At 60.7% G+C, this 23,666-nt stretch carries 17 protein-coding genes; 5 read left to right on the top strand and 12 right to left on the bottom strand.

Features of this window, described 5'->3' with window-relative positions:
* Window positions 1-2: 2 nt before the first annotated feature.
* The 3 genes from RV1423_RS01645 to folD form a co-directional block, all read right to left on the bottom strand.
* Window positions 3-422: a DNA polymerase III subunit chi gene (locus tag RV1423_RS01645; protein ID WP_034292376.1), complete on the bottom strand. Its 420-nt coding sequence runs from the start codon at window positions 420-422 to the stop codon at window positions 3-5.
* A gap of 173 nt (window positions 423-595) precedes the next feature.
* Window positions 596-2,698, bottom strand: coding sequence for a M3 family metallopeptidase (locus tag RV1423_RS01640; RefSeq protein ID WP_051516411.1), 2,103 nt, complete (start codon window positions 2,696-2,698; stop codon window positions 596-598).
* Window positions 2,699-2,706: 8 nt separating this feature from the next.
* Entirely contained in the window at window positions 2,707-3,552 is an 846-nt protein-coding gene (gene folD / locus RV1423_RS01635; RefSeq protein ID WP_034292539.1) for a bifunctional methylenetetrahydrofolate dehydrogenase/methenyltetrahydrofolate cyclohydrolase FolD, read from the bottom strand.
* A 166-nt stretch (window positions 3,553-3,718) separates the two neighbouring features.
* On the opposite strand from folD, the gene gshA reads away from it, so the two are divergent.
* The 4 genes from gshA to lpdA all read left to right on the top strand — a co-directional run bounded on the left by gshA (window position 3,719) and on the right by lpdA (window position 12,316).
* Window positions 3,719-5,323 carry a glutamate--cysteine ligase gene (gene gshA / locus RV1423_RS01630; RefSeq protein WP_034292374.1) on the top strand — a complete coding sequence of 535 codons (1,605 nt, stop codon included), beginning with the start codon at window positions 3,719-3,721 and terminating at the stop codon, window positions 5,321-5,323.
* A 484-nt stretch (window positions 5,324-5,807) separates the two neighbouring features.
* On the top strand, window positions 5,808-8,504 hold the full coding sequence (gene aceE, locus RV1423_RS01625; protein WP_034292372.1) for a pyruvate dehydrogenase (acetyl-transferring), homodimeric type: 2,697 nt from the start codon (window positions 5,808-5,810) through the stop codon (window positions 8,502-8,504).
* Between the two features lie 147 nt (window positions 8,505-8,651).
* A complete protein-coding gene (gene aceF, locus RV1423_RS01620) occupies window positions 8,652-10,301 on the top strand; it encodes a dihydrolipoyllysine-residue acetyltransferase (RefSeq protein WP_034292371.1) in 1,650 nt (549 codons plus the stop codon).
* Between the two features lie 233 nt (window positions 10,302-10,534).
* Window positions 10,535-12,316: a dihydrolipoyl dehydrogenase gene (lpdA, locus tag RV1423_RS01615; protein WP_034292369.1), complete on the top strand. Its 1,782-nt coding sequence runs from the start codon at window positions 10,535-10,537 to the stop codon at window positions 12,314-12,316.
* A 121-nt stretch (window positions 12,317-12,437) separates the two neighbouring features.
* On the opposite strand, the gene RV1423_RS01610 is transcribed toward lpdA, so the two are convergent.
* From RV1423_RS01610 to RV1423_RS01600, 3 genes are all read right to left on the bottom strand, one after another.
* The gene (locus tag RV1423_RS01610) at window positions 12,438-13,373 is read right to left on the bottom strand and encodes an exopolyphosphatase (RefSeq protein WP_034292367.1); all 936 of its coding nucleotides are present in this window, start codon (window positions 13,371-13,373) and stop codon (window positions 12,438-12,440) included.
* A gap of 209 nt (window positions 13,374-13,582) precedes the next feature.
* Complete coding sequence (locus tag RV1423_RS01605; protein ID WP_034292364.1) at window positions 13,583-14,617, bottom strand: aldo/keto reductase; 1,035 nt, start codon at window positions 14,615-14,617, stop codon at window positions 13,583-13,585.
* Window positions 14,547-15,050 carry a MerR family transcriptional regulator gene (locus tag RV1423_RS01600; RefSeq protein WP_034292363.1) on the bottom strand — a complete coding sequence of 168 codons (504 nt, stop codon included), beginning with the start codon at window positions 15,048-15,050 and terminating at the stop codon, window positions 14,547-14,549. Before RV1423_RS01600 ends, RV1423_RS01605 begins: the two co-directional genes overlap by 71 nt.
* Before the next feature lie 195 nt (window positions 15,051-15,245).
* Between RV1423_RS01600 and RV1423_RS01595 the strand changes: the two genes are divergently transcribed.
* Complete coding sequence (locus RV1423_RS01595; protein WP_034292361.1) at window positions 15,246-16,016, top strand: dienelactone hydrolase family protein; 771 nt, start codon at window positions 15,246-15,248, stop codon at window positions 16,014-16,016.
* A 72-nt stretch (window positions 16,017-16,088) separates the two neighbouring features.
* On the opposite strand, the gene RV1423_RS01590 is transcribed toward RV1423_RS01595, so the two are convergent.
* The 6 genes from RV1423_RS01590 to RV1423_RS01565 form a co-directional block, all read right to left on the bottom strand.
* Window positions 16,089-16,973, bottom strand: coding sequence for a carbohydrate ABC transporter permease (locus tag RV1423_RS01590; RefSeq protein WP_034292359.1), 885 nt, complete (start codon window positions 16,971-16,973; stop codon window positions 16,089-16,091).
* The gene (locus RV1423_RS01585; protein ID WP_034292357.1) at window positions 16,970-17,869 is read right to left on the bottom strand and encodes a carbohydrate ABC transporter permease; all 900 of its coding nucleotides are present in this window, start codon (window positions 17,867-17,869) and stop codon (window positions 16,970-16,972) included. The genes RV1423_RS01590 and RV1423_RS01585 overlap by 4 nt, the downstream gene beginning before the upstream one ends.
* 116 nt (window positions 17,870-17,985) lie before the next feature.
* Window positions 17,986-19,323 (bottom strand): ABC transporter substrate-binding protein, encoded by a 1,338-nt coding sequence (locus tag RV1423_RS01580; RefSeq protein WP_034292356.1) that lies wholly within the window; start codon window positions 19,321-19,323, stop codon window positions 17,986-17,988.
* A gap of 123 nt (window positions 19,324-19,446) precedes the next feature.
* A complete protein-coding gene (locus tag RV1423_RS01575; protein ID WP_034292354.1) occupies window positions 19,447-20,535 on the bottom strand; it encodes an ABC transporter ATP-binding protein in 1,089 nt (362 codons plus the stop codon).
* A 282-nt stretch (window positions 20,536-20,817) separates the two neighbouring features.
* Window positions 20,818-21,774 carry a C-terminal binding protein gene (locus RV1423_RS01570; protein WP_034292352.1) on the bottom strand — a complete coding sequence of 319 codons (957 nt, stop codon included), beginning with the start codon at window positions 21,772-21,774 and terminating at the stop codon, window positions 20,818-20,820.
* A 138-nt stretch (window positions 21,775-21,912) separates the two neighbouring features.
* Window positions 21,913-23,640: an IlvD/Edd family dehydratase gene (locus RV1423_RS01565; RefSeq protein ID WP_034292350.1), complete on the bottom strand. Its 1,728-nt coding sequence runs from the start codon at window positions 23,638-23,640 to the stop codon at window positions 21,913-21,915.
* Window positions 23,641-23,666: the final 26 nt, after the last annotated feature.

Below are 23,666 nucleotides of genomic sequence, written 5' to 3'. Positions count from 1 at the left end.
CGTCAGTCCGCGACGAAATGGCTGAGGGGGTAACCGCGTTCTTTGTAGAAACGATAACGATCGCGTCCGGCGACTTTGTCGGTTTCATCCGAGGAGATGATCTCGAACATGCGCTCGAAACGGGCGAAGTGTTCGGGCGTGGCGCCGGACAGGTTGATCAGCACCTGATGGTGTGGCAATTCCGCGGTTTCGCTGTCGGTCAGGATCACCGGCGTTTGCGCCGCCAGCGGGTCGCCGGCGCGCACATGCGGCAGGAAATCCTGTTCCGAGAACGTCCATAGCAACTGGTCGAGCTGGGCCAGTTCGCTGCGATCCTTGCCGAGCAGGACGATATTGCATTGGGCGGTGCGCGCCTTGCGCACCAGGCGGCAGGCGTAGGCAAGTTTATTGGGGACGTTGCTGTGGAAGTCGATGCGGGTCATGGACGAAGTATAGACATATCCAGAGAAGAGGAAAACCCGGAGAAGGGAATTAAACCACCGCCGCCATGCTGACGAAAGTCAGGACCCAGTGACGTGCCGACCGTTGGCACGACGCTGGGACGGCGGCAGGTTTTAATGCCGTGTCGCTACTGCTGCTGGGCTGTTGCTATTGTTTAAGCCGCCATGCCGCTGTGGCGCAGCAGGGCGTCGATGCTCGGCTCGCGGCCGCGGAAGGCCTTGAACGATTCGATCGCCGGACGCGATCCGCCGACGGCCAGGATTTCCCGCTGGAAGCGCTGGCCGGTTTCGATCGACACCACGTTGTCGCCCTTGGCGGCGGCTTCTTCAAACGCGCTGTAGGCGTCGGCGGACAGCACTTCGGCCCACTTGTAGCTGTAGTAGCCGGCCGCGTAGCCGCCTGCGAAGATGTGGCTGAACGAATGCTGGAAGCGGTTGAATGCGGGCGGGCGGATCACCGCGAACTTGTCGCGCACGGCGTCGAGCACCGATTGCACGCTGTCCTTGCCGGCGGCGTCGTAGTCGTAATGGATGTGCATGTCGAACAGCGAGAACTCGACCTGGCGCAGCATTTGCAGGCCGGACTGGAAGTTCTTGGCGGCGGTCATCTTGTCGAACAGCGCGCGCGGCAACGGCGCGCCGGTGTCGGCGTGGGCGGTCATGTGTTGCAGCACGTCCCATTCCCAGCAGAAGTTTTCCATGAACTGCGAAGGCAGTTCGACCGCGTCCCACTCGACGCCGGAGATGCCCGACACGCCGACTTCGTCGACTTGCGTGAGCATGTGATGCAGGCCGTGGCCGGATTCGTGGAACAGCGTGATGACTTCGTCATGCGTGAACAGGGCTGGCTTCTTCACGCCGTCGACGGTCATCGGCTCGGTGAAGTTGCAGATCAGGTAAGCGATCGGCGTCTGCACGCCATTGGCGGTCATGCGGCGGGCGCGGGCGTCGTCCATCCAGGCGCCGCCGCGCTTGCCGTTGCGCGCGTACAGGTCGAGGTAGAACTGGCCGACCAGCTTGCCGTCGCGCTCGATGCGGAAGAACTTGACGTCCTGATGCCAGACCGGCGCGCTGTCGGGTTTGATGTTGACGTTGAACAGGCGCTGGATGACCTGGAACAGGCCCTCGATCACCTTCGGCTCGGGGAAGTATTGCTTCACTTCCTGCTCGGAGAAGGCGTAGCGTTGCTCGCGCAGTTTTTCGGAAGCGTAGGTCATGTCCCAGGCTTCGAGCGTGTCGAGGCCGAGTTCTTCCCTGGCGAAGACGCGCAGTTCGGCCCAGTCCTTCTCGCCGTAGGAACGCGCGCGACGGCCGAGGTCTTCGAGGAAATGGATGACTTCTTGCGGCGACTGCGCCATCTTCGGCACCAGAGACAGTTCGGCGAAGTTGGCGAAGCCCAGCAGGGCGGCTTCTTCGTGGCGCAGTTGCAGGATTTCCTGCATGTTGGCGGTGTTGTCCCATTCCGGCTTGGCGCCCAGTTCGGACGCCTTGGTGGCGTTGGCGCGGTAGATCTGCTCGCGCAGCGTACGGCTGTGCGCGTATTGCAGGATCGGGAAATAGGACGGGAAATGCAGCGTGAACTTGAAGCCGCCTTTTTCGAAACCATTGCCGTCTTTTTCGGCGGCAGCGCGCGCGGCCTGCTTGACGTCGTCGGGCAGACCGGCAAGGTCGGCTTCGTTCTCGACGAACAGGCCGAAATCGTTGGTGGCGTCGAGGATGTTTTCCGAGAAGCGAGTGGTCAGCGCCGCCAGCTTTTCCTGGATTTCAGCAAAACGTTCTTTCTTGTCGTCGGGCAGCTCGGCGCCGGACAGGCGGAAGTCGCGCACGGCGTTGTCGATGACCTTCTTGCGCGCGCCCGACAGGCCGGCGTATTCCGGGCCGGTTTGCACAGCCTTGTACTTTTCGAACAGCGCCAGGTTTTGGCCCAACGCGGTCCAGAACTCGACCAGCCTGGGCTGGTTTTCATTGTAGGTGGCGCGCAGTTCGGGCGAGTCGACCACCGAATTCAGATGCCCGACAATGCTCCAGGCGCGGCCCAGTTGCTCGGTGGCGTTTTCCAGCGGTTCGACGAAATTGGCCCAGGTGACCTGCGCCATCGGCGCTTCCAGTTCCGCGACCAGTTTGCTCGCCTTGGTCAGCAGGATGTCGACGGCAGGCGTGACGTGTTCGGGCTTGATCGCATCGAAGCGCGCCAGGCCGGAAAAGTCCAGCAGCGGGTTGTTGTCGGGAGCGATCGCGGTGTCTGTAGTGGTCGTCATAGGTGAACTCAGGTTCTTTCAGCAGCTTCAATGGTATTGACCAGCAACATGGTGATGGTCATCGGCCCCACGCCGCCCGGCACGGGGGTGATGTAGCCTGCGACCTCCTTGGCGTTCGCGAAATCCACATCGCCGCACAATTTGCCGTTATCGTCGCGGTTCATGCCGACATCGATGACGACCGCGCCGGGCTTGACCATGTCGGCGGTGACGATGTTGCGTTTGCCTGTCGCCACCACCAGGATATCCGCCTGGCGGGTATGGTGGCCGAGGTCGCGGGTCTTGGAGTTACAGATAGTGACGGTTGCCCCGGCTTGCAAGAGCAACATCGCCTGCGGCTTGCCGACGATGTTGGAGGCGCCGACCACCACCGCATTGGCGCCGCGCACCGGGTAATCGATGGATTCCAGCATCTTCATCACGCCATACGGCGTACAGGGGCGGAACAGCGGCTGGCCCGTCATCAGCAGGCCGGCGTTGCTGACATGGAAGCCGTCGACGTCCTTCTCGGGCGCAATCGCTTCGATCACCTTGTGGGCATCGATATGCGCAGGCAGCGGCAATTGCACCAGGATGCCGTGGATCTTCGGATCCTTGTTGAGCGCATCGATGCGCGCCAGCAGGTCGGCTTCGGTCAGCGTGGCATCGTATTTTTCCATGACGGAATAAAGGCCGTTGTCCTGGCAAGCCTTGACCTTGTTGCGCACGTAGACCTGGGAAGCCTGGCTGTCGCCGACCAGGATCACGGCCAGGCCGGGTTGCTTGCCCTGGGCGGTGAGGGCGGCGGCGCGCCTGGCGACATCGGCGCGCAGTTGTTGGGAGAGCAGGTTTCCGTCGATGAGTTGTGCTGGCATGATGGCTGAGGCTGAAAAGTATAAAGCGACATTATAAAGGTCCCGGAGCAGCAAGACAGGCGACTTGAATGCGAGCAAAATCGATTGTTCGCGGATTTGGTTGTCCGATGACGCGGATTTTAATTTTCGGTTATGCTCCGCCAACTAATTCATCGAAGGACCCTGAATGACCGACCTGCTGACCCGCCGTCTCGCCCTTTTTGCCAGCCCGGAAAACCGCGCGCTGCTTGGACAAGGCTTGCGCGGCGTCGAGCGGGAAACCCTGCGCGTAACCTCCGAAGGCCGGCTGGCGACCACGCCGCATCCGGCCGTGCTGGGTTCGGCGCTGACCAATGAGCAGATCACCACCGATTATTCGGAATCCTTGCTGGAATTCATCACGCCGGCCGAACACGATATCGCCGACGCCTTGACTCGGCTCGACGAAATCCATCGCTTCGTGCATGCCAATCTGGGCGGCGAACTGCTGTGGAACGAGTCCATGCCTTGCGTGCTGCCGCCCGAAGAAGAGATTCCGATCGCCTGGTACGGCACGTCGCATATCGGCACGCTCAAGCACGTCTATCGGCGCGGCCTGGCATTGCGTTACGGCAAAACCATGCAATGCATCGCAGGCATCCACTACAATTTTTCGCTCAACGAAAACGTCTGGGCCTTGTTGCGCGGGCTGGACGACAGCGAGCAGAGCGTCGAGCCGTCGTTTTCCGCGCGCGATTACCAGTCGGAAAGCTACATCGCGCTGATCCGCAACTTCCGCCGCTATAGCTGGCTGCTGATGTATCTGTTCGGCGCGTCGCCAGCGTTGGCGTCGAATTTCCTGCGCGGCCGTGCGCATCAGCTCGATACATTGAGCGGCGACACGCTTTACCTGCCGTACGCCACCAGCCTGCGCATGAGCGACCTTGGCTACCAGAGCAACGCCCAGGCCAACATCACGCCGGACTACAACAATCTGCACAGTTATATAAGAAGCCTGTCGCAGGCGGTCAGCCAGCCCTATCCGGCCTACGAGGAAATCGGCACCAAGCGTGACGGCGAGTGGATACAGATCAACACCAATATCCTGCAGATCGAAAACGAGTACTACTCGTCGATCCGTCCCAAGCGCGTCATCTACAGCGGCGAACGTCCGGTGCAGGCGCTGGCGGCGCGCGGGGTTCAGTACGTCGAAGTGCGCTGCATGGACATCGATCCTTTCGAACCGCTCGGCATCAGCCTGCAGGCTTCGCGCTTCCTCGACGTGTTCCTGCATTTCATCGCGTTCGAGGAAAGCTCGTTGACGTCGGACGCGGGTGGCACTGAAAACCGCAGCAACTTCGCCAGCGTGGTCAAGCAAGGCCGCCGTCCGGGCCTGCAATTGCAGCATGAAGGTAAAGCCGTCGCCTTGCAGGACTGGGGTCTGGCGCTGCTGGAACGCATGCAGCCGGTGGCCGCCTTGCTGGATGAACAGGCCGGCGGCGAGCAGCATATGCAGGCTTTGCAGGCGCAGCGCGAAAAGCTGCGCGATGCCGAGCTGACGCCTTCCGCGCGCGTCCTCCGGGAAGTACGTACGGCCGGCAACTCGTTTGCCGCCTTTGCCCTGAATCAGAGTCGGGCCCAGGCCGCGCAATTCCTCGCGCGTCCGCTGAACGTGGAACAAACTGCAGAATTCGCCGCAACGGCGAAGACTTCCATCGAGCAGCAACAATCGATGGAGCGCACCCAGACCGGCGACTTCGATACCTTCGTTGCTGCTTATCGCGCCAGTACGCTGGGTAATATCAGTATCTGAGGTTCTTCCGGCTTCGAATGGATTCGAGCGGCGAGTAGTCATGCTTTGATTGTTCGCCGTTTTTTTGCCGGTATATCCACATACACGCCATCCCGGCGGGCAATTTCATCTCTTATCTGTTTATCATTCGGCCAGACGCTGATTTCGCTTTACCAGGCCTTCTATATAGATACAGGTCTGCACGCCCGTGACATTGCGGGCGGGAAGCTTTCGATGCACTGCAATCAACGCGGTTTTACGTGATTCCAAGAGAGATGGCAAAAAAACACCTCGCGGGAGAACAAGTGTTTATGCCGCTTTGCAGCAAAATATCATAATATGAAATCAAATATCGCTATTTGAAAATTGAAAAACCCCTGTTAAAATGCCTCGTCCACGCGGCACAAAGACCGTACAGTATTGGCAAAAAGAATCGCGTTACGGCGTATCGCACCTTAACGATCCGGCTTTCCCCGCCGATCCCTATCAACTCAGGAGACATACCATGTCAGCCCAAATTGACCAAGTCCTGGCGCAAGCCGCCAACGATCCCGATGTGATTGAAACACAAGAGTGGATCGACGCCCTCGAAGCCGTGATTGAAGCGGAAGGCCCGGAACGCGCGCACTACCTGATGGAACGCATGGTCGATCTGGCCCGCCGCCGCGGCGCCCATATCCCGTTTTCCAGCAACACCGCTTACGTCAACACGATTCCTGCCGACCAGGGCGAGCACTGCCCGGGCAATCTGGAATATGAAGAGCGCCTGCGCTCGTGGATGCGCTGGAACGCCATGGCGATGGTCGTCAAGGCTAACCGCGTCGACGGCGACCTCGGCGGCCACCTGTCCTCGTTCGCCTCGCTGGCCAACATGCTGGGCATCGGTTTCAACCATTTCTGGCACGCCCCGACCGAAGACCACGGCGGCGACCTGTTGTACATCCAGGGCCACTCCTCGCCTGGCATCTACGCGCGCGCCTTCCTGGAAGGCCGCCTGACCGAAGACCAGTTGCTCCACTTCCGTCGCGAAGCCGACGGCCATGGTCTGTCCTCGTATCCGCATCCGAAGCTGATGCCAAAATTCTGGCAGTTCCCGACCGTGTCGATGGGTCTGGGACCGTTGATGGCGATCTATCAGGCGCGCTTCCTGAAATACCTGCATGCACGCGGCATTGCCGACACCGCCAACCGCAAGGTATGGGCCTTCTGCGGCGACGGCGAAATGGACGAACCGGAATCGATGGGCGCCATCGGCATGGCCGGCCGTGAAAAGCTGAACAATCTGGTGATCGTGGTCAACTGCAACCTGCAACGCCTGGATGGTCCGGTGCGCGGCAACGGCAAGATCATTCAAGAGCTGGAGTCCGACTTCCGCGGCGCCGGCTGGAACGTGGTCAAGGTCATCTGGGGCAGCGGCTGGGACGAGTTGCTGGCCAAGGACAAGGAAGGCATCCTGCAAAAAGTGATGATGGAAACCGTGGACGGCGAATATCAGAACTACAAGGCCAAGGACGGTGCCTTCGTGCGCAAGCATTTCTTCGGCAAACATCCCAAGCTGCTGGAAATGGTCAGCAAGATGTCCGACGACGACATCTGGCGCCTGACCCGCGGCGGCCACGATCCGCACAAGATCTATGCCGCCTTCAAGGTCGCGCAGGACAGCAAGGACCAACCGACCGTCATCCTGGCAAAGAGCATCAAGGGCTATGGTTTCGGCAAGGCCGGCGAGGCGCGCAATACTGCGCACAACACCAAGAAGCTGGACGACGAAGCCATCAAGGCCATGCGCGACCGCTTCCAGTTGCCGATCCCGGATGCCGAACTGCCGAACATCCCGTTCTTCAAGCCAGCCGACGACACGCCGGAAATGCAATACCTGCACGAGCGCCGCAAGGCCCTCGGCGGCTACCTGCCACAACGCCGTCCGCAGGCCGACGAGAAGCTGCCGGTGCCCGAACTGTCGGCTTTCCAGGCCATGCTGGAGCCGACCGCCGAAGGCCGTGAAATCTCTACCACAGCCGCCTATTCGCGCGTGCTGACGGCACTGCTGCGCGACCCCAACCTGGGTCAGCGCGTGGTGCCGATCATGGTCGACGAATCGCGCACGTTCGGTATGGAAGGTCTGTTCCGCCAGATCGGCATCTTCAGCCAGGTCGGCCAGTTGTACGAGCCGGTCGACAAAGACCAGGTCATGTACTACCGCGAAGACAAGGCCGGGCAGATCCTGCAGGAAGGCATCAACGAAGCGGGCGGCATGAGCTCGTGGATCGCCGCGGCGACCTCATACTCGACCAACAACCGCATCATGATCCCGTTCTTCACGTATTACTCGATGTTCGGCCTGCAACGCGTCGGCGATCTGGTCTGGGCGGCGGGCGACATGCGCGCGCGCGGCTTCCTGATCGGCGGCACCGCCGGTCGCACGACGTTGAACGGCGAAGGCCTGCAGCATGAAGACGGCCACAGCCATGTGCTGGCGTCGACCATCCCGAACTGCGTGCCTTACGATCCGACCTTCGCCCACGAAGTCGCGGTGATCATGCATGACGGCCTGCGCCGCATGGTCGGCAACCAGGAAGACGTGTTCTACTACATCACCGTGATGAACGAGAACTACGCCCATCCAGGCATCAAGCCGGGCCAGGAAGAAGGCATCATCAAGGGCCTGTACCTGCTGAACGAAAGCGGCAAGAAGAACAAGCTGCGCGTGCAGTTGCTGGGTTCCGGCACGATCCTGCGCGAAGTCATCGCCGCCGCCGACCTGCTGCGAGACGACTGGAAAGTCGACGCCGACGTCTGGTCCGCACCTTCGTTCACGCTGTTGGCGCGCGAGGGACAGGACGTGGAGCGCTGGAACATGCTGCATCCCGCCGATGCGCAACGCACCAGCTATTTCTCGCAATGTCTGGAAAAGACCGAAGGCCCGATCGTGGTCTCGACCGACTACATGCGCACCTATGCCGAGCAAGTCCGCGCCTTCGTGCCGAAGGAGCGTTCCTACAAGGTGCTGGGCACGGACGGTTTCGGCCGTTCCGACACCCGCGCCAAGCTGCGTGAGTTCTTTGAAGTCAATCGTTACTATGTGGCCGTGGCGGCATTGAAATCCTTGGCCGACGAAGGCAAGATCAAGCCTTCCGTGGTCGCCGAAGCGATTGCCAAGTACGGCATCAATCCGGAAAAACCGAATCCGGTGACCCAATAAACCGGGAACCTGTCGGACCTGAACCATCAGCAAGGCGGCTTGTCATGTCCTATCGGCAAGCCGCCTTCAACATGAGCGGACACAAATCCGGCGCTGCATTTTCCCCCTGTGCAGCGCGCCGGATCCAGAACAAACGGAGCGCAAAAGATGAGTCAAATCGAAGTAAAAGTACCGGACATCGGCGATTTCAAGGAAGTCGAAGTCATTGAGATCCTGGTCAAGGTAGGCGATACCATCAAAGTCGAACAATCCCTGCTGACGGTCGAATCCGACAAGGCCAGCATGGAGATCCCGTCCAGCCACGCCGGCGTGGTCAAGGAAATCAAGGTCAAACTCGGCGACAAGGTTGCCGAAGGCTCCGTGGTCGTGATCGTCGACGCCGAAGGCGCAGCCGCTGCACCGGCTGCTGTTGCCGCCGCGGCCGCTCCGGCTGCCGCGGCGGCGTCGGCGCCCGCACCAGCAGCACCCGCGCCGGCGCCTGCTGCACCGGCAACATCGGGCGGCCTGCAAGACATCCTGGTTCCCGATATCGGCGATTTCAAGGAAGTCGAAGTCATTGAGATCCTGGTCAAGGTAGGCGACACCGTCAAGGTCGAGCAATCGCTGCTGACCGTCGAATCCGACAAGGCGAGCATGGAAATCCCGTCCAGCCATGCCGGCGTGGTCAAGGAATTGAAGGTCAAGATCGGCGACAAGGTTGCCAAGGGCTCGCTGGTTGCCGTGATTGAAGCGACCGGCGGCGCAACTGCTCCGGCAACGCCGGCGTCCGCACCTGCACCGGCCGCAGCAGCTCCGGCGCCGGCAGCAACTGCTCCGACTGCAGTGCCTGCGATGGCAGTCGCCGCCGTCACGCCTGGTGCCGGCAACAAGTCGCACGCTTCGCCGTCGGTGCGCAAGTTCGCGCGCGAACTCGGCGTCGACCTGACCCGCGTGGTCGGCACCGGTCCGAAGAACCGCATCCTGCAGGAAGACATCCAGAAATTCGTCAAGGCCGCGCTGGCCGGCGGCGCAGGTACGGCCTCCGCACCTGCGAAGAACGGCAGCGGCGTCGGCCTCGACCTGTTGCCATGGCCGTCGCTGGACTTCAGCAAGTTCGGCCCGACCGAACTGCTGCCGCTGTCGCGCATCAAGAAGATCAGCGGCCCGAACCTGCATCGCAACTGGGTCATGATCCCGCACGTCACGCAGTTCGACGAAGCCGACGTGACCGAGCTGGAAGAATTCCGCAAGTCGTCCAACGACGCCTACGCCAAGGCCAAGTCGCCGGTCAAGCTGACCATGCTGGCGTTCGTGATCAAGGCCAGCGTCGCGGCGCTGAAGAAATTCCCGGCCTTCAATTCCTCGCTCGACGCCAACGGCGAAAACCTGATCCTGAAGCAGTACTACAACATCGGTTTCGCCGCCGACACGCCGAACGGCCTGGTGGTGCCCGTGATCAAGAATGCCGACCAGAAGAGCATCGGCCAGATTGCCCAGGAAATGGGCGACCTGTCGGCGCAGGCGCGCGACGGCAAGTTGAAGCCTGCCGACATGCAGGGCGCGACCTTCACCATTTCGTCGCTGGGCGGCATTGGCGGCACGGCCTTCACGCCGATCATCAATGCACCTGAAGTGGCGATCCTGGGTTTGTCCAAGTCGATCATCAAGCCGGTCTGGGACGGCAAGCAATTCGTGCCGCGCCTGATGCTGCCGACCTCGTTGTCCTACGATCACCGCGTGGTCGACGGCGCGATGGGCGCGCGCTTCTCGGCCTATCTGGCCGAAGTGCTGGGCGATTTGCGCAAGTCCTTGCTATAAATGCGCGAGCGCATACAGGAGCAGGCTTCTCGGCTTACCTGGCCAAAGTGCTGGGCGATTTGTGCAAGTCGCTGCTGTAAGTCATTTCGTCGCTCCGGCGCAAGCCGGAGCCCAGCGGCGTGACGCGTATCAATGCGCCTCGCCTGACAACGCAACGTCACTGGGTCCCAGCGTTCGCTGGGACGACAGCCTGACAGCGTTGAGCGAATAACAGAACATAACGGAGTAAAGACATGAGTCTGAGCGAAGTCAAAGTCCCCGATATCGGCGATTTCAAGGAAGTGGAAGTGATCGAGTTGCTGGTCAAGGTTGGCGACACCATCAAGGTCGATCAATCGCTGATCACTGTCGAGTCCGACAAGGCCAGCATGGAAATCCCGTCCAGCACCGCTGGCGTGATCAAGGAAATGAAAGTCAAGGTCGGCGACAAGGTTGCCGAGGGCTCCGTCTTGCTGCTGGTGGAAGCCAGCGGCGAAGCGGCAGCGGCTCCCGCGCCTGCCGCCGCTCCGGCCCCGGCTGCTGCACCTGCCGCACCTGCAGCTTCCGCTGCGGCGACACCTGCTCCGGTTGCTGCCAGTTTCGGCGGCTCGGCCGATATCGAATGCGACATGATGGTGCTCGGCGCCGGTCCCGGCGGCTATTCCGCCGCATTCCGCGCCGCCGACCTGGGCATGAACACCGTGCTGATCGAACGCTATTCGACTCTCGGCGGCGTCTGCCTGAACGTCGGTTGCATTCCGTCGAAGGCGCTGCTGCACGTCGCCGCCGTGATTGATGAGGCTGCTGCGATGGCATCGCACGGCGTCACATTCGCCAAGCCGCAAATCGACATCGACAAGCTGCGCGCCTACAAGGAAAAAGTCATCGGCACCATGACCGGCGGCCTGTCCGGCATGGCCAAGGCGCGCAAGGTCAACGTGGTGCAGGGCGTCGGCCAGTTCGTCGGTGCCAACCACATCGAGGTGACTGCAGTCGACGGCAGCAAGAAGACCGTCAAGTTCAAGCAAGCCATCATCGCCGCCGGTTCGTCGGTGGTGAACCTGCCGTTCGTACCCCAGGATCCCCGCATCGTCGACTCGACCGGGGCGCTGGAACTGCGCCAGGTGCCAAAGCGCATGCTGGTCATCGGCGGCGGCATCATCGGCCTGGAAATGGCGACCGTATACTCCACGCTGGGCGCGCGCATCGACGTCGTCGAAATGATGGACGGCCTGATGCAGGGCGCCGACCGCGACATGGTCAAGGTCTGGCAGAAGTTCAACGAAAAGCGTTTCGACAACATCATGCTCAAGACCAAGACGGTCGCCGTCGAAGCGCTGAAGGAAGGCATCAAGGTCACCTTCGAGGCAGCCGAAGCAGGCGCCAAGGCGCCGGAACCGCAAGTCTACGATCTGGTGCTGGTGGCCGTCGGCCGCAGCCCGAACGGCAAGAAGATCGCCGCCGACAAGGCCGGCGTGACCGTGACCGATCGCGGCTTCATTCCGGTCGACAGCCAGATGCGCACCAACGTGCCGCACATCTTCGCCATCGGCGACCTGGTCGGCCAGCCGATGCTGGCGCACAAGGCCGTGCATGAAGCCCATGTCGCCGCGGAAGCCGCGGCAGGGCAGAAGAGCCACTTCGACGCCAGCGTCATTCCCTCGGTAGCCTACACCGATCCGGAAGTGGCGTGGGTCGGCATCACCGAAGACGAAGCCAAGGCCAAGGGCATCAAGCTGGAGAAGGGCCACTTCCCGTGGGCCGCTTCGGGCCGCGCCGTCGCCAATGCCCGCTCGGAAGGTTTCACCAAGCTGCTGTTCGATGCTGAAACGCACCGCATCGTCGGCGGCGGCATCGTCGGCACGCACGCCGGCGACATGATCGGCGAAATCGCCCTGGCCATCGAAATGGGCGCCGACGCCGTCGACATCGGCAAGACCATCCATCCTCACCCGACGCTGGGAGAATCGATCGGCATGGCGGCGGAAGTGTTCGAAGGCGTCTGCACCGACTTGCCGCCGATGCGCAAGAAGTAAGAGGATTACTTCATCACGAGTCGTTCCTGCTGAAGCAGGAACGACTCATTGAATGAATGTGCTGCCCACATCACCCCGGTGTCTTGCCTGAATGGCCGGGGAACATTGCACAGATGTTCGCTTAGCCGTCTGAGTTTATACGGGCGATCAGCGCTTTCAGCACTTCTTCCGAGCGCTCATTCTCTATCTGGCATGTGCCGGCGTTTTCATGTCCGCCGCCGCCGTATTCCAGCATTAGCGCGCCGATGTTGGTTTTTGAGGTGCGGTTCAGAATGGATTTTCCGGTAGCGAACACAGTATTCTGGTTTTTCAGACCCCACAGGACGTGGATGGAAATATTTGTTTGCGGAAACATCGCATAGATGACGAAGCGATTGCCGGCGAAGATCACTTCTTCATTGCGCAAGTCCAGTACAACCAGATTCTTGTACACGCTGGCACAGCGGCGGATTTGTTCCTTGCATTTGTCGGCGTGCTCGAAATACAGGTCTTTGCGTTCCTTGACGTCCGGCGTAGCCATGATTTCATCGATCGTGTGCGTTTTGCACAGCTCGATCAAATCCATCATCAAATTGTAATTGGAAATGCGGAAATCGCGAAAACGGCCCAGGCCGGTGCGTGCATCCATCAGGAAATTCAGTAAATCCCAGCCCTGCGGGTTGAGTATTTCCTGTTCGTTGAAGCGCGCCGCATCGCCCTTGTCAACGGCTGCCATCATGTCGCCCCATGCCGCGGGGAATGTCTTCTCGCCACCGTAATAATCGTAGACCACGCGCGCGGCCGACGGGGCTGCGGGTTGGATCACGTGATTTTTGCGCTCGCCGGTGTGGCGTATGGTTTCGGACAAATGGTGATCGAACGCGATATGAACGCCCGGCACGAATGGCAGATTGGTCGTAATGTCGTTGTCGCTGACGGCAATTTTTCCATCCTGCATATCTTTCGGATGTACAAACAGAATCTCGTCGATCATGTTCAGATGCTTCAACAGGACTGCGCACACCAAGCCATCAAAGTCGCTGCGCGTCACCAGACGGTATTTTTTTGTTTCCGACATACATGCCCCCTAATAAATTGAACATTTCACTCGGTACCCCGGAACTACGGTGCAGTGGTCAATAATACAACTCAAATTTATGCAGGGATAGCGGATGTTGTTTCAATTTAATCTCAATTTGCGCGAGGCATTCCTGCCAGCAATTTACGCAATATGGCCGGCATCATGAGATGCCGGCCATATTTTCTTTTGGCTCGTTTTGCTCAGGATCAACCGTTCAGAATACGCATGCCTTCCTCGGTATAACGCTCGCCGCTGGCTGCATCGGCAGGGAACAGGCGGTTCAGTTCTTCCAGATGCGCCGCCGTCAGTTCCACCGCCAGCGCGCCGCTGTTTTCTTCCAGATATTTACGGCGTTTGGTGCCGGGGATCGGCACGATATGGTCGCCTTGCGCCAGGACCCAGGCCAGCGCCAGTTGCGACGGCGAGCATTGATAGCGTGCCGCCAGTTCTTTTACCTTCTCGACCAGCAGCAGGTTCTTCGCAAAGTTCTCGCCCTGGAAACGCGGGCTATGGCGACGGTAGTCGTCTTCGGCAAACTGGTCCGGGCGCGTGATGGCGCCGGTCAGGAAACCGCGGCCCAGCGGGCTGTATGGCACGAAGCCGATGCTCAGCTTTTTGCAGGTCGCCAGCACATCCCGCTCGGGGTCGCGCGTCCACAACGAGTACTCGCTTTGCAGCGCGGTGATCTTGTGTACTTTGTCGGCGCGTTCGAGCGTCTGCGACGACGCTTCTGACAAGCCGATGTAACGTATCTTGCCGGCCTTGACCAGTTCGGCCAGCGCGCCGACGGTTTCTTCGATCGGCGTGCTGCGGTCGATGCGATGCTGGTAGTACAGATCGATGGTCTCGATGCCGAGACGCTTCAGACTGCCCTCGACCGATCTGCGGATGTAGTCGGGTGTACCGTTGACGCCGCGCGCGGCCGGATTGGCCGGATCGCGCACGATGCCGAACTTGGTGGCGATGAAGACCTGGTCGCGTTTGCCCTTGATGGCTTTGGCGATCAGTTCTTCGTTGGTGTACGGTCCGTACATGTCGGAGGTATCGAGGAAATTGATGCCGAGTTCCAGTGCGCGATGGATGGTGGCGATCGATTCGGCGTCGTCGCGATTCGAATAGAAATCGCTCATGCCCATGCAGCCCAGGCCGATGGCCGAAACGGTCGGTCCGTCAGCGCCGAGCTTGCGTGTTCCGACGTGCGTCGCCGGTTTTCCTGGTGCGGATGTTGTTGCTGTGTTCATTGGGAGCGTCCTCGTGAGATGGCTGCGGTGGCAGCGGTTGCGTGACGACGTCGGTCGGCGGCGCGGCTTCCATGGCTTCGTACAAGGCGATTTTCTTGTGCAGGACAGTCAGGTTGCTTTGCAGTTCGGCGAGCGTCTGTTCCACGGTGTGCGTATGCTGTTCCAGCAAGGCTTTCCGTGCAGACACACTGTCCCTGGTGTCGCCTTGCCGGCGCAATTCCGCATAGCGCAGCATGTCGCGGATTGGCAGGCCGGTCGAACGCAGCTTCAGGAGAAAGCCGATCCAGAGGAGGTCTTCCTCCCGATACAGCCGATGGCTGTTGTCCTTGCGTGTTACCGGATCCAGCAAGCCGATGCGCTCGTAATAGCGCAGGGTATGCACCGACAATCCGGTAGCGGCGGCGGCTTGCTGTATGGTCAGGGAAGTGGTCATGGCAGGCAGTCTAGAAGTTCGAGTGCGCTCTAAGTCAAGGGGGATTATGAACCTTTTCATGAAAAGCGCATGGAAGGCCGCGCGGCCACCGCCAGCAAACTTTTTTCAGCTATGCAAAGATACCGGTTTTCGCAGGAAAGCCGGGTGTGCAGATGGCATCGGGCTTTCGTTATCTATTGTTCAGGAGAAGATCGAATGAGTCACCATTTTGACCCGGCAGCCATCGCGGCAAAATTCGGCGTTCCCGCCGCCGACCTCGGCATCGAGCTGATCAGCCATCAGCTCGACGGCGTCGAATATGAAAGCGTGTTGCTGTTCAACAAAAAGAACACGGCGCCGGTCGCCGGCGTGCTTGCCGTACCCAACTTCTTCGGCATCAGCCAGAAGACGCTGGAAGTTGCGGCCGGTACGGTCGGTCCGGCGCAGGCGCTGCTGGTGGCCGACGTGTACGGCAAGACCGTGCGTCCGAAGAATGCCGACGAGGCGCTTGCGGCGATCATCCCGCTGAAGAAAGAGCGCGCAGAACTGCGCAAACGCATGAACGCCGCGCTCGATGCATTCAAGGGGCAGGACAAGGTCAAGCTGAACGGCAAGCTGGGCGCATGCGGTTTCTGCTTCGGCGGTACGGCGACGCTGGAACTGGCGCGCTCGGGCGCGGCCGTCAATGCGTTCGCGTCGCTGCACGGCGCGCTCGATACGCCGAATCCGCAAGATGCGCAGAACATCAAGGGCGCGATCCTGGTCCTGCACGGCATTCAGGATCCATCGGTGCCGCGCGAGCAGGTCAATGCCTTCATCGATGAAGTCAGCGCCGCCAAGCTGGACTGGCAAGTGGTCTGCTACGGCCAGGCCGGCCATTCCTTCACCGATCCGGAAGCCAACAACCCGGGATTCTTTTATCACCGTCCCACCGCCGAGCGCGCTTCGGCGGCATTGAAGAACTTCTTCGCGGAAAAACTCGCCTGATCCGCATTGACGCTGCAAGGAAAAACGGCCGGCATCGCAAGACGCCAGCCGTTTTCTTTTGAGCGGGAATATCTATTCCTTGACCGCCCCGGTCATGCCCGACACGTAGTATTCCACGAAGAAGGAATACACCACCGCCACCGGCAGCGAACCCAGCAGCGCGCCGGCCATCAGCGCACCCCAGTGGTAGACGTCGCCGTCGACCAGCTCGGTCACGATGCCCACCGGCACCGTCTTCACTTCGGACGAGGAGATGAAGGTCAGCGCGTAGATGAACTCGTTCCACGACAGCGTGAAGGCGAAGATGCCGGCCGAGATCAATCCCGGCACCGCCAGCGGCAGGATGATCTTGATCAGGATTTCCCAACGCGTGGCGCCGTCGATCAGCGCGCACTCTTCCAGTTCATAGGGAATCGAGCGGAAGTAGCCCATCAGCAGCCAGGTGCAGAACGGGATCAGGAAGGTCGGATAGGTCAGGATCAGGGCCCAGCGCGTATCGAACAGGCCCAGCTTGAACACGATCGCCGCCAGCGGAATGAACAGGATCGACGGCGGGATCAGGTAGGCCAGGAAGATGCCCAGGCCGACCTGCTTGGAGCCCTGGAAGCGCAGCCGTTCGATCGCATAGGCGGCGAATACGCTGGCCGCCAGCGAGGCGAACGTCGACACCACCGACACGATCACGGTGTTGAGCAGCCAGGCCGGATACTGGGTTTCAAACAGCAGTTTCTTGAAGTGGGCCAGCGTCGGCGCCACCACCCAGAACGGATTGCCGGTCTGGCGCAGCAGTTCGTTGTCGGGCTTGAACGCCGTGATCACCATCCAGTAGAACGGGAACAGCAGCACGAACACGAAAATGCCCAGCGGAATATAGGTCGTGATCCAGCGCCGCGGCATCGATTGCAGGAAATCCATGCCCTGGGTTTCCTGCTGCTGGTCTTTTGATTTTTTGCTCATTTGTCACCTCCTTGTTGCCAGCCGCGACGTTGCAGGCCGAAGTACGAAAACATGATGGCCGCGAGCAGGAAAGGAATCATGTAGGTTGCCAGCGCCGCGCCTTCGCCGAGCGAGCCGCCGGGGATGGCCCGTTGGAACGACAGCGTCGCCATCAGGTGCGTGGCATTGAGCGGGCCGCCGCGCGTGAGCACGTAGATCAACTGGAAGTCGGTGAAGGTGAACAGCACCGAGAACGTCATCACCACCGCGATGATCGGCGTCAGCAGCGGCAGCGTGACGTAGCGGAACTGCTGCCACGGCTTGGCGCCGTCGATCGCGGCCGCTTCATACAGCGAAGGCGAGATCGTCTGCAGGCCGGCCAGCAGCGAGATGGCGACGAACGGAATGCCGCGCCAGACGTTGGCGATCACGGTGGAAATCCGCGCCAGCCAGGGCTCGCCGAGGAAGTCGATGTAATGATCGATCAGGCCCATCTTCATCAGCGACCAACTGATCACGGAAAACTGCGAGTCGTACATCCACCAGAACGCCAGTGCCGACAGGGCGGTCGGCACGATCCACGGCAGCAGCACGATGGCGCGGAAGAAGGATTTGATCGGGAGGTTCTTGTTCAGCAGGATCGCCAGCCACAGACCGAGCACGAACTTCAGGATGCTGGCGGTGATGGTGTAGAACAGCGTATTGAACAGCGACAACTGCGCCAGCGAGTCGCCGAGCAGGTAAGAATAGTTGTCCAGTCCGATGAAGCTGCCTTCGCCGCCGATCTTGGTATCGGTAAAGCCGAGCCAGATGCCCAGCCCCAGCGGGTAAGTCAGGAAAATGACAAGCAGTAACACAGCGGGCGCCATGAACAGGACGCCCAGCACATTACGGTTGTTCAGCATGCGGGATAACATAAGCAGACCTCGTTAAGCGTGATGACTGCATGCGTGGCGACGTCAGGCGACGCGCCGCGCATGCATGTTTTGCTCCATGCGCCGGTCGCGGCAAGGCCGCGGCCGGCAGCAGGTTGTTACGCCTTGTAGAAGCGCTTGGCTCGCTCGGCAGCACGATCGATCGCCTGCTGGACGGTCTTGGCGCCGCTTGCTGCTTCCGCCACCATGTCGACCACCACATAGTCCGCCATGCAGGCAGCCGACGCCTGGCCCAGCGGACCTTCGTGACCGTGGTCGATCATCAGTGCCGCCGAATCGCGGTACACGGTCGCCTTCGGATCCGATGTCCAGATCGGGTTCTTTTCATAGGCCTTGAGCGACTGGCTGACGTAACCGATGGAGGCTTCCATCCACGGGTTGTACTGCTCGGGCTCGAACATGAACTGCACGAAAGCCTTGGCGGCGTTCGGGAACTTGGTGTGCTTGAAGATCATCATCTGCGTGATCTGCATCAGCTCGGTCGGCTTGCCGGCGGGACCGATGGGGAAGTGGGCGTGTTGCGTATCCTTCGCCATTTCCTGCATCTTCGGATCGGGCGAGTTCTTGGCGGCGTAGTACACCGAAATGCCGTTGGCCGTCATGCTGATCTGGCCGTCCAGGTAAGCCTTGTTGTTGGACGGATCCTGCCAGGATAGCGTGCCCGGGATGAAGGTCGCGTACAGTTGCTTGGCGTATTCCAGCGCCGCCCTGGTTTCAGGCGAATTGATGGCGACCGCGCCTTTTTTGTCGACCAGCTTGCCGCCGTGCGACCACAGCAGCCAGTGCGCCCAGTTGTTGGCATCGCCGACCGCCTTGCCTAGCGCGAAGCCGACCGGCGTATTTTTGGCCTTCAATGCCTGGCACATCTTCAGGAAGCCGGCGGTATCCTTCGGCACGCCGTCGAAGCCGGCTGCCTTCACCTGGCTTTCGCGATAGACCAGCGCATTGCCGACCACGCCGACCGGCAGCGCGATCCATTTGCCGTCCTTGGTGCCGTATTTGCGGCACACGTCGTACCAGCCGCCCAGGCGGCTGCCCAGCGAGGTCGCCAGATCGGTCAGGTCGATCAGCTTGGTCGGATATTGCTGCGGATCGTCGAACCAGCTCATCACGATGTCCGGGCCGGAACCGACGTTGGCGGCAACCGCCGCCTTGGGACGCAGGTCTTCCCAGCCTTCGCTGTCGGTGCGCACGGCGACGCCGGTCTTTTCGGTGAATTTCTTCACGTTGGCGTTCCACAGGTCTTCGTCGCCCTGGACGAAACGCTTCCAGCGCAGCACGCGCAGGGTGGCGCCTTTTTCAATGTCGAACTTCAGGCCGGCGCCGGTGGAGGCAGGCGCCGCCGGTGCGGCAAATGCGTTGGTGGCGGCTACGGTCGATGCGGCGGCGACGGATGCGCTCGCAGCCAAGAAATCACGTCTGGTCAGCTTGGTCATGTCTCCTACTCCTTCTCTCTGATGAAAGTGAATGGGCCCAGGTTTTTAGGCTTTTATTTTTACTTGCTGTACTGCAGGGACTGCTTGCTAAAAGATGTTGCCGGATAACGGTAATGGAAATCCTCAGCCGCGCGCCAGCGTCTTGCCGCTGTCGGCATCGAACAGATGCGTGCTGCCGTGTTCCGGCACCAGCGTGATCGTGTCTCCCGCCGCGAAATTGTGACGTTCGCGGAAGATCGAGGTCAGGCTGGTGTCGTTGAAGCGGGCATAGACTTCGGTATCGGCGCCGGTCGGTTCGACCACGATGACCTTGGTACTCATGCCGTTGCCCGCAGGGCCGATGCTCAGGTGCTCCGGGCGTACGCCGTAGATCACGCGCTGGCCGTCGACGCCATCCAGGCCGCGATGGGCATAGGGCGCCGGCAGGCGCGTGCCGTCGGTAAATTCGACTTCGGCTTTGTCCGCGTTCCTGCGCAGCGTGGCGGGGATGAAGTTCATCGCGGGCGAGCCGATGAAGCCGGCCACGAAGATGTTGGCCGGGCGGTCATACAGTTCGAGAGGACGGCCGCGCTGTTCGACCAAACCGTCGCGCATCACGACGATCTGATCGGCCATGGTCATCGCTTCGATCTGGTCATGCGTGACGTAGACGGAAGTAGTCTTCAGGCGCTGATGCAATTCCTTGATCTCGGTGCGCATCTGCACGCGCAGCTTGGCGTCGAGGTTGGACAGCGGTTCGTCGAACAGGAACACCTGCGGATCGCGCACGATCGCGCGGCCCATCGCCACACGCTGGCGCTGGCCGCCGGACAACTGGCGCGGATAGCGTTCCAGCAGGGTGGTCAGGCCGAGGATTTCGGCAGCCTTCTTGACCTGCTGCTGGATGAAGGACTTGTCCTTCTTTGCCAGCATCAGCGAAAACGCCATGTTGTCGTTGACCGTCATGTGCGGATACAAGGCGTAGTTCTGGAACACCATCGCGATGTCGCGGTCCTTGGGCTGGACGTTGTTGACGACGGTGCCGCCGATGGAGATTTCGCCTTCGGTGATTTCTTCGAGGCCCGCCAGCATGCGCAGCAGCGTCGACTTGCCGCAGCCGGAAGGGCCGACCAGTACGGCGAACTGGCCGTCCTCGATGTCGATGTCGACGCCGCGAATAACCTGGGTACTGCCGAATTGCTTCTTGATGCCGCGAATCTGTACTGATGCCATGCCTTGCTCCTCGTCTATTTCCTCGTTTTTGTGTCTGCGATAAACCCCTTCTTGGAGGGCTTTCGCACATTTGATTCTGATGCATGCGCCGTCTGGTTTTTTGTGATTTTCGGCGGCATTGAGAGAGACAAAATGCCAGTGCGCCATCGCCATGCGGATAAGCTCGCGACAGTGAACATGTTTACATCATCGGCCAGTCGTTCCTCTCTCTGCTGGTTGCTGCTGGTTGCTGCGCGATCATGGGCTGCGTCTGGTTCTGCCGTGATCGGCGCAGCATGTTTCTTATTTTTTCTTTCCTTCAACCACGACATACGACGGGCGTCCTGTGCGGTCCCAGTCGATCAGGTTCTGCGCGGCCTTGCGACGCAGTTCCCTGGCCGCGACTTCGGAATAGAAGGCGGCGTGCGGCGACAATAGCACACGTTTGTGCTGGACAATAGCGGAACTTGTCGCCGGCGGTTCGACCGGCAGCACGTCCAGCGCGGCGCCCTTGAGACGCGTGTCGAGCGCCTTCAGCAGGTCGTCGATATTGACCAGTCCGCCGCGCGCCGAATTGACCAGGAAGCTGTCCTGCTGCATCAGGTTCAGCACGGACGCATCGATCATGCCGCGCGTTTCGTCGTTGAGCGGCGTATGCAGCGACACCACGTGCGCCTGCTTGAAGAGTTCTTCCTTGCCGACGCGTTCCACATAGGCCGGGAAGTCGCCGTCGATGATGTACGGATCGTAAGCGATGACGCGTTTGAACAGGTTGCGGCTGATGTGCGCCATGCGCTTGCCGATGCGGCCAAGGCCGACGATGCCGATGGTCATGTCGGAGCAGCGCTGGATTTTTCCGGCGGTCGTGTAATGCCATTGGCCGGCCTTGACGTCGCGATCGTAGCCGGTGATGTTGCGGATCAGGTCGAGCGCCATTGCCAGCGCATGCGTGGCGACTTCACCGACACCGTAGTCGGGCGAGTTGCCGACCCAGACGCCGTATTGGGCGGCGTCGGTGGTGTTGATGGTGTCGAAGCCGGCGCCGTAGCGGCTGGCGATGCGAATCTCGGGACGGGCGGCGAACACCTTGGCATTGACCGGCGCATATTGCACCAGCAAGCCCTGGCAGCCTTCGGATGCCTTGATGACCTCGTCTTCGGTGCGGCACTGCGCCGTCACCACTTCAACGCCTGCTTCGCGATACAGCGCGAGCTCAAGGTCGACATCGGGAAAATCGTAGTCGGTAATCAACACTTTCATTGCTTTATGTCTCCATATGTCTTCGTGAGAGCGGACGGAAGTTCGTTTTTTTTGGTCGTCGTTCCCGTAATGGGTACGCGCCTGAATCTTCCGTCGGCTTGCTTGTTGAAAAATCAATTCAGATCAGTGGCTGTGCAATCAATGATTGTCCTTCGGAATGCCGGAGCCGCTCTTGCCGACCAGGAAGTCGAGGTCGGCGCCGAGATTGGCCTGCTGCACGTGATCGACGTAGAGCTTGACCCAGCCGCGATCGGCCGGCGCTTTCGGCGCTTGCCAGGCGGCGCGGCGGCGCTCCAGTTCTTCGTCGCTGACATGCAGGTGCAGCTTGCGCGCCGCCACATCCAGCTCGACCATGTCGCCGTTCTGCACCAGCGCCAGCGGACCGCCGGCAGCCGCTTCCGGCGTGACGTGCAGGACCACCGTGCCGTAGGCGGTGCCGCTCATGCGCGCATCGGAAACCCGCACCATGTCGGTAATGCCCTTGCGCAGCACCTTCGGCGGCAGCGGCATGTTGCCCGCTTCGGCCATTCCCGGATAGCCTTTGGGACCGCAGTTTTTCAGCACCAGCACGCAGTGTTCGTCGACGTCCAGATCCTCGTCGTCGATGCGCTTGTGCAGGTCGTCGCTGTTCTCGAACACCACGGCGCGGCCGGTGTGCTTGAGCAGTGCGGGCGTCGCTGCCGACGGCTTGATGACCGCGCCGTCCGGACACAGGTTGCCGCGCAGGATGGCGATGCCGGCGGCCGGCTTGAACGGTTGGTCGAAAGCATGGATGACGTCGCGGTTCCAGTTCGGCGCGTCCTTGCAGTTGTCCCACAAGGTCTGGCCGTTGGCGGAGAGCGCGCTTTTATCGATGACGCTTTCCAGTTCGCGGATCACCGACGGCAGGCCGCCTGCATAGTAAAAATCTTCCATCAGGTATTTTCCCGACGGTTGCAGGTTGACCAGGCAAGGCAGCTTCTGGCCGATGTTGTCCCAGTCTTCCAGCTTGAGGTCGACGCCGATGCGGCCGGCAATCGCCAGCAGATGGATCACGGCATTGGTCGAGCCGCCGATGCCGGCGTTGACGCGAATGGCGTTTTCAAAAGCAGCCTTGGTCAGGATCTTTGACATGACCAGGTCTTCCTTGACCATCTCGACGATGCGGCGGCCGGAATTGCGCGCCAGCACGTTGCGGCGCGCATCGACCGCGGGAATTGCGGCGTTGCCCGGCAAGCTCATGCCCAGTGCTTCGACCATGCTGGCCATCGTCGACGCCGTGCCCATGGTCATGCAATGGCCGTGCGAGCGATGCATGCAGCTTTCGGCTTCAAAGAATTCTTCCTGCGTCATATGGCCGCCGCGCACTTCTTCCGACATCTGCCAGACGCCAGTGCCGGAACCCAGTTCGCCGCCGCGGTATTTGCCGGACAGCATCGGGCCGCCGGATATGCCGATGGTCGGCAGGTCCACCGACGATGCACCCATCAGCAGCGCCGGCGTGGTCTTGTCGCAGCCCATCAGCAGCACCACGCCGTCGAGCGGATTGGCGCGGATCGATTCTTCCACGTCCATGCTGGCGAGGTTGCGGAACAGCATGGCGGTGGGGCGCATCAATGTTTCGCCGAGCGACATCACCGGGAACTCCAGCGGAAAGCCGCCGGCTTCCCAGATGCCGATCTTGACCTGCTCGGCCAGCGCGCGGAAGTGCGAGTTGCACGGCGTCAGTTCGGAATAGGTATTGCAGATGCCGATGACCGGGCGGCCGTCGAATTGATCATGCGGAATGCCGCGGTTCTTGACCCAGGAACGGTAGATGAAACCGTCGCGGTCTTGCCGGCCAAACCATGCCTGGCTGCGGCGGGTGAATTTCTTGGTATCGCTCATGTTCTTTCCTTCTTTCCTCGAGGCCC

It is taken from the genome of Herbaspirillum sp. RV1423, from assembly GCF_000577615.1.
In the GTDB taxonomy this organism is placed as follows: Bacteria; Pseudomonadota; Gammaproteobacteria; order Burkholderiales; family Burkholderiaceae_D; genus Herbaspirillum.
This window is presented reverse-complemented; position numbering and strand designations above follow the sequence as displayed.

Bases quoted from the DNA above. Each gene is read 5' to 3' on its own strand.
- aceE (WP_034292372.1), top strand. From the start codon at position 5,808: ATGTCAGCCCAAATTGACCAAGTCCTGGCGCAAGCCGCCAACGATCCC.
- RV1423_RS01595 (WP_034292361.1), top strand. From the start codon at position 15,246: ATGAGTCACCATTTTGACCCGGCAGCCATCGCGGCAAAATTCGGCGTT.
- RV1423_RS01570 (WP_034292352.1), bottom strand. From the start codon at position 21,774: ATGAAAGTGTTGATTACCGACTACGATTTTCCCGATGTCGACCTTGAG.
- aceF (WP_034292371.1), top strand. From the start codon at position 8,652: ATGAGTCAAATCGAAGTAAAAGTACCGGACATCGGCGATTTCAAGGAA.
- gshA (WP_034292374.1), top strand. From the start codon at position 3,719: ATGACCGACCTGCTGACCCGCCGTCTCGCCCTTTTTGCCAGCCCGGAA.
- RV1423_RS01645 (WP_034292376.1), bottom strand. From the start codon at position 422: ATGACCCGCATCGACTTCCACAGCAACGTCCCCAATAAACTTGCCTAC.
- folD (WP_034292539.1), bottom strand. From the start codon at position 3,552: ATGCCAGCACAACTCATCGACGGAAACCTGCTCTCCCAACAACTGCGC.
- RV1423_RS01605 (WP_034292364.1), bottom strand. From the start codon at position 14,617: ATGAACACAGCAACAACATCCGCACCAGGAAAACCGGCGACGCACGTC.
- RV1423_RS01580 (WP_034292356.1), bottom strand. From the start codon at position 19,323: ATGACCAAGCTGACCAGACGTGATTTCTTGGCTGCGAGCGCATCCGTC.
- RV1423_RS01575 (WP_034292354.1), bottom strand. From the start codon at position 20,535: ATGGCATCAGTACAGATTCGCGGCATCAAGAAGCAATTCGGCAGTACC.
- lpdA (WP_034292369.1), top strand. From the start codon at position 10,535: ATGAGTCTGAGCGAAGTCAAAGTCCCCGATATCGGCGATTTCAAGGAA.
- RV1423_RS01610 (WP_034292367.1), bottom strand. From the start codon at position 13,373: ATGTCGGAAACAAAAAAATACCGTCTGGTGACGCGCAGCGACTTTGAT.
- RV1423_RS01590 (WP_034292359.1), bottom strand. From the start codon at position 16,973: ATGAGCAAAAAATCAAAAGACCAGCAGCAGGAAACCCAGGGCATGGAT.
- RV1423_RS01565 (WP_034292350.1), bottom strand. From the start codon at position 23,640: ATGAGCGATACCAAGAAATTCACCCGCCGCAGCCAGGCATGGTTTGGC.
- RV1423_RS01600 (WP_034292363.1), bottom strand. From the start codon at position 15,050: ATGACCACTTCCCTGACCATACAGCAAGCCGCCGCCGCTACCGGATTG.
- RV1423_RS01585 (WP_034292357.1), bottom strand. From the start codon at position 17,869: ATGTTATCCCGCATGCTGAACAACCGTAATGTGCTGGGCGTCCTGTTC.
- RV1423_RS01640 (WP_051516411.1), bottom strand. From the start codon at position 2,698: ATGACGACCACTACAGACACCGCGATCGCTCCCGACAACAACCCGCTG.